Below are 4,567 nucleotides of genomic sequence, written 5' to 3'. Positions count from 1 at the left end.
ACAGCTTCCTCAAAAAGAGGAAGATTATTGTCATTAGCAATTAGATTTTTCATTAAAGATGTAGTAAAATAGTTCATTGTCATATCTCCTTAGATTAATGTTTTGGTCGACTTAATTTTACTAGGAAATATGTCCATTTTCTATAATCGAAAAATCATAATTTACACAAAATATTTTACACTATCGATTTACCTTCTTGATATAATATAAGAGGAGGAAAACAAAATGAATTCTAAGAAAAAGATAATTACAGGTATTATTGTATGTTTGTTTATTGGTGTAATGGCTGTATTTGTATTCCCTAGTTCTAATGCATATTTATTAAAGGCTGATGTAAGTGGTGAAAAGAAGACAGCTTATTCTTTATATAAGTCTACTTCTGTTTCTTCTAAGATTAATAGTTTAGAATTTATTGATCAGTTACCAGAAGGTGTTACTAAGTATGATGAAAGCAAAGCTCGTTATGGTTCACCTGCTTACAGTGTTGTATTAAAAGGAAATACGTATCGTTTCTATAGACTTTCTAGAGATACAAATGTTCTTGTGACTAAGACAGAGAATAAAACAAGTAAATATGCTGTTATGGATAGAGATACATATCAGAAATTTGCATCTATTAGTAGTTATACTGAATATGATTACTTAGATTATTGGAATTAAAAGAAAGAGGATTGACTCTGTAAGTACAGATTCAATCCTCTTTTTGTGCACTGTTTCCTTTTCATAGAGTTAAGATAATATTTTATAACTCAAATCCATACTTTTTACTAAACATTCCCCATATTTCTTCTTCAGTATGATTTCTTCCTTCTTCATAATCTATTTCTGCTTCATTTAACTTATTTTCGATTGTTTCAGGAAGACTAACATTATTATTATCTGAATCAATATCTTTAATTGGTTTCATAACAATCAATTCTCCTTGCTCATAGTATAGCATTTATTCAAACGAATACAAACAACGATAAGAATCAAGGAAAGTGGAAAGATAGAAAAGCAGGTGATCTTATCTTTTTTTACTAGGAAATTGATAATGATCCAGATTATATGCGTTTTTTGGAAGTTAATATTCTAACTCAAATGAAAGCTTTAATGAAAGATCTAAGATGAAGAAAGTTAGCGGCATTGATTATGAAATCTAAAGAAATCGGATTGACTCTGTAATAGAATCAATCCTCTCTTTGTCTGTTGAAAAAAGCACCTGTATTAAATCCATCAGGATATCGTTTGTGTAGTTTATCTAGGTTACCTTGTAAGATAGTATCTAAAGGAACATCTAATGCGGTAGCAGCTTCGGCAAGATATCAGGCTATATCACCTGATTCTTTAATAAGATGATTTTTGTCCCTGCATCAATACCCCATAACACTATTCATAAGTATATCTTTCTTATTCAGTTTAGGGATTCAGCGTTCTTATTGCTTCTTTTTGTATTCATTGTAGTAAAGAAAAAGCCCTGAATAAATCAGGACTTTAAGTGTTGAATTAATTATTTGCTAGCTTCTTCAATAGCAACTGCAACTGCAACAGTAGCACCTACCATTGGGTTGTTACCCATACCGATTAAGCCCATCATTTCAACGTGAGCTGGTACTGATGAAGAACCTGCGAACTGAGCATCACTATGCATACGACCCATAGTATCAGTCATACCATATGAAGCTGGTCCTGCAGCCATGTTATCTGGATGTAATGTACGACCAGTTCCTCCTCCTGAAGCAACTGAGAAGTATTTCTTACCCTGTTCGATACATTCTTTCTTATATGTACCTGCAACTGGATGCTGGAAACGAGTTGGGTTAGTAGAGTTACCAGTGATTGATACATCTACACCTTCCTTATGCATGATAGCTACACCTTCACGTACGTCATCTGCACCATAGCAGTTAACCTTAGCTCTGTCACCATCTGAATAAGCAGTTCTAGATAATTCTTTAACCTCACCTGTGAAATAATCGAACTGAGTTTCAACATATGTGAAACCATTGATTCTTGAGATGATCTTAGCAGCATCTTTACCTAAACCATTTAAGATAACTCTTAAAGGATGCTTACGAACTTTGTTAGCGTTTAATGCGATCTTGATTGCACCTTCAGCAGCTGCGAATGATTCATGACCAGCTAAGAAAGCGAAACACTGAGTTTCTTCATCAAGAAGTCTTGAACCTAAGTTACCATGACCTAAACCTACTTTACGGTCATCAGCAACTGATCCAGGAATACAGAATGACTGTAAACCAATACCGATTGTCTTAGCAGCATCAGCAGCCTTAACATCACCTTTCTTGATTGCGATTGCAGCACCTACAGTGTAAGCCCAGCAAGCATTTTCGAAGCAGATAGGCTGAGTAGATTTAACGATGTTATAAACATCAATACCTTTATCATCACAGATCTTCTTAGCTTCTTCGATATCTTTGATACCATATTCGTTTAAAGTTTTATTGATCTGGTTGATTCTTCTTTCATAACCTTCAAATGTAATAGCCATTGTTCTACCTCCTAATTATTCCTTTCTTGGATCGATGTACTTAGCAGCATCAGCAAAACGTCCATAAGAACCTGTTGCCTTCTTAACAGCTTCATTAGCATCTTCTCCAGCTTTGATCATGTCCATCATTCTTCCAAGATTTACGAATTCGTAACCGATGATCTGGTCATCATTATCTAAAGCAACTCTAGTAATGTAACCTTCAGTTAATTCGAGGTAACGAGGACCTTTCTTCTTAGTAGCATAAGATGTACCTACCATTGATCTTAAACCTTTACCTAAGTCTTCAAGACCAGCACCTACTACTAAACCACCTTCTGAGAAAGCAGACTGAGAACGTCCATAAACGATCTGTAAGAATAATTCTCTCATTGCAGTATTGATAGCATCACAAACTAAGTCAGTGTTTAATGCTTCAAGTAAAGTTCTACCAACTAAAGCTTCAGCTGCCATAGCTGCAGAATGAGTCATACCTGAACATCCGATAGTTTCGATAAGTGCTTCTTCAATGATACCTTCCTTAACATTTAAAGAAAGTTTACAAGCACCCTGCTGTGGAGCACACCATCCGATACCATGAGTGTAAGCAGAAATATCCTTGATTTCTTTAGAATAAACCCATTTGCCTTCTTCAGGAATTGGGGCACAACCATGATTGCCGCCCTGTTTAACGCAATACATTTCTTCAACTTCTTTTGAATAAATCATTTTTTTACTCCTTTCATTACTAAATGACTGTTGATTCAAGGTGAGGGTTATCACCTGTCAAAATTATATGACACCATGCTTTTAAAGTCAATGAAACTCAAGAAAACAGCATGTAAAAAATAGTATAAAAAGGGCTTAAAATAGCGATTTTTAGGCTTATAAAGGTCTTGTGAAAAAATAAGCGTTTTCATTTTTGGATCAATGGAAATTACAGTATGTTAATGGGTTGGTGAAGTTAAAAAATTATTCATAATCTTGTAATAGTATTATAATGACAATGCAATGGAAGAAGGATAAACTTATGAAACATCAAAAGCTGACAATAAAACAGAAGAGAATACTGAAGAATATATTGGTTGTAGTATTACTTATTATTAGTTTTCCTAGCTATACACCAACACAAGTCATTATTAAAAGTGATCATATATTAATAAGTAACCATCTCTTATCTAGACCAATAGAATGTAGTAGTTTTGATGGACTGACTTATACAGGGCTAGATGGTAAGAAATATAGTCATAAGAGTTATGTGGGTGTACATCCTCTTACAATCTCTAATACAATTACATTTAGTACTTCTAAGACGCTGTATAGTGCACCATTCTCTTACTATGCCACTTCTAATACTGCTCCTGCAGGAAGTTATCATGTCACAAAAGAAGCAGGACGCTATATGTATATAGAAGGGAAGGGGTGGGTGTCTTCTCAATATGTGAGTATAGATGTCAATAATTCTATAGAGAATACGACAGGTATACCACTCTACAAAGATTATATGATTCCTGAAGCAAGTAGCCATCGTACACATTACGCTATGAGACCGCTGTATATTACAATCCATACAACAGATAATACAAGTAAAGGAGCCGATGCTTTGAGTCATGCTAAACTTCAATATACAGGTAATGTACGTTCTGCTTCCTGGCATTATACAGTGGATAATCATTGTATCTACCAATCATTACCACTTAACCAGCAGGCAGGACATGCTGGAGATGGTGTCATGCCAGGTAATGGTGCGTCTATTGCGATAGAAATATGTGTCAATTCAGATGGCCATTTATATATGGCAGAAAAAAATGCAGCCAAACTAGCAGCTGCATTATTAAAACAATATAACCTCAGTGTAGATCAACTCCGTATGCATCATGATTGGTCAGGAAAAGAATGTCCTAGACCAATGATAGAAGGGCAGTTTGGGTCAATGAGCTGGGAGAGTTTTAAGAAACAGGTCTATAATTACATGCGAACAGTATAAAAAAAGGAAGCTCGTACTTCCTTTTCAAATGCCTATTCAATCATAATAGGTTTCTTTTCTTCAATCTTTTCAGGTTCAGTCTTAGGGAAAGTGATCATTAATTCACCATC

The 4,567-nt window shown here is 34.7% G+C and carries 5 protein-coding genes; 2 read left to right on the top strand and 3 right to left on the bottom strand.

The genetic code is table 11. From position 1 onward, the window contains the following. Positions 1-225 precede the first annotated feature (225 nt). Entirely contained in the window at positions 226-660 is a 435-nt protein-coding gene (locus ABUA27_RS05740) for a hypothetical protein (RefSeq protein WP_129981369.1), read from the top strand. Between the two features lie 82 nt (positions 661-742). On the opposite strand, the gene ABUA27_RS05735 is transcribed toward ABUA27_RS05740, so the two are convergent. The 3 genes from ABUA27_RS05735 to ABUA27_RS05725 all read right to left on the bottom strand — a co-directional run bounded on the left by ABUA27_RS05735 (position 743) and on the right by ABUA27_RS05725 (position 3,199). Next, positions 743-907, bottom strand: coding sequence for a hypothetical protein (locus ABUA27_RS05735; RefSeq protein ID WP_238634469.1), 165 nt, complete (start codon positions 905-907; stop codon positions 743-745). A gap of 582 nt (positions 908-1,489) precedes the next feature. After that, positions 1,490-2,491 carry a GGGtGRT protein gene (locus ABUA27_RS05730; RefSeq protein ID WP_006505049.1) on the bottom strand — a complete coding sequence of 334 codons (1,002 nt, stop codon included), beginning with the start codon at positions 2,489-2,491 and terminating at the stop codon, positions 1,490-1,492. 15 nt (positions 2,492-2,506) lie between these two features. Beyond that, positions 2,507-3,199 (bottom strand): iron-sulfur cluster assembly scaffold protein, encoded by a 693-nt coding sequence (locus ABUA27_RS05725; protein WP_006505048.1) that lies wholly within the window; start codon positions 3,197-3,199, stop codon positions 2,507-2,509. Positions 3,200-3,500: 301 nt separating this feature from the next. Between ABUA27_RS05725 and ABUA27_RS05720 the strand changes: the two genes are divergently transcribed. Then, positions 3,501-4,457 (top strand): peptidoglycan recognition protein family protein, encoded by a 957-nt coding sequence (locus tag ABUA27_RS05720; protein ID WP_161220293.1) that lies wholly within the window; start codon positions 3,501-3,503, stop codon positions 4,455-4,457. The last annotated feature ends 110 nt before the right edge of the window (positions 4,458-4,567 follow it).

Source organism: Catenibacterium sp. RTP21428st1_D7_RTP21428_210409 (assembly GCF_040227455.1).
Classification (GTDB): Bacteria; Bacillota_I; Bacilli_A; order Erysipelotrichales; family Coprobacillaceae; genus Catenibacterium; species Catenibacterium mitsuoka_A.
This window is presented reverse-complemented; position numbering and strand designations above follow the sequence as displayed.

Excerpts from the sequence above, each read along its gene's own strand:
- ABUA27_RS05735 (WP_238634469.1), bottom strand. The coding sequence starts at position 907 with ATGAAACCAATTAAAGATATTGATTCAGATAATAATAATGTTAGTCTT.
- ABUA27_RS05740 (WP_129981369.1), top strand. The coding sequence starts at position 226 with ATGAATTCTAAGAAAAAGATAATTACAGGTATTATTGTATGTTTGTTT.
- ABUA27_RS05730 (WP_006505049.1), bottom strand. The coding sequence starts at position 2,491 with ATGGCTATTACATTTGAAGGTTATGAAAGAAGAATCAACCAGATCAAT.
- ABUA27_RS05720 (WP_161220293.1), top strand. The coding sequence starts at position 3,501 with ATGAAACATCAAAAGCTGACAATAAAACAGAAGAGAATACTGAAGAAT.
- ABUA27_RS05725 (WP_006505048.1), bottom strand. The coding sequence starts at position 3,199 with ATGATTTATTCAAAAGAAGTTGAAGAAATGTATTGCGTTAAACAGGGC.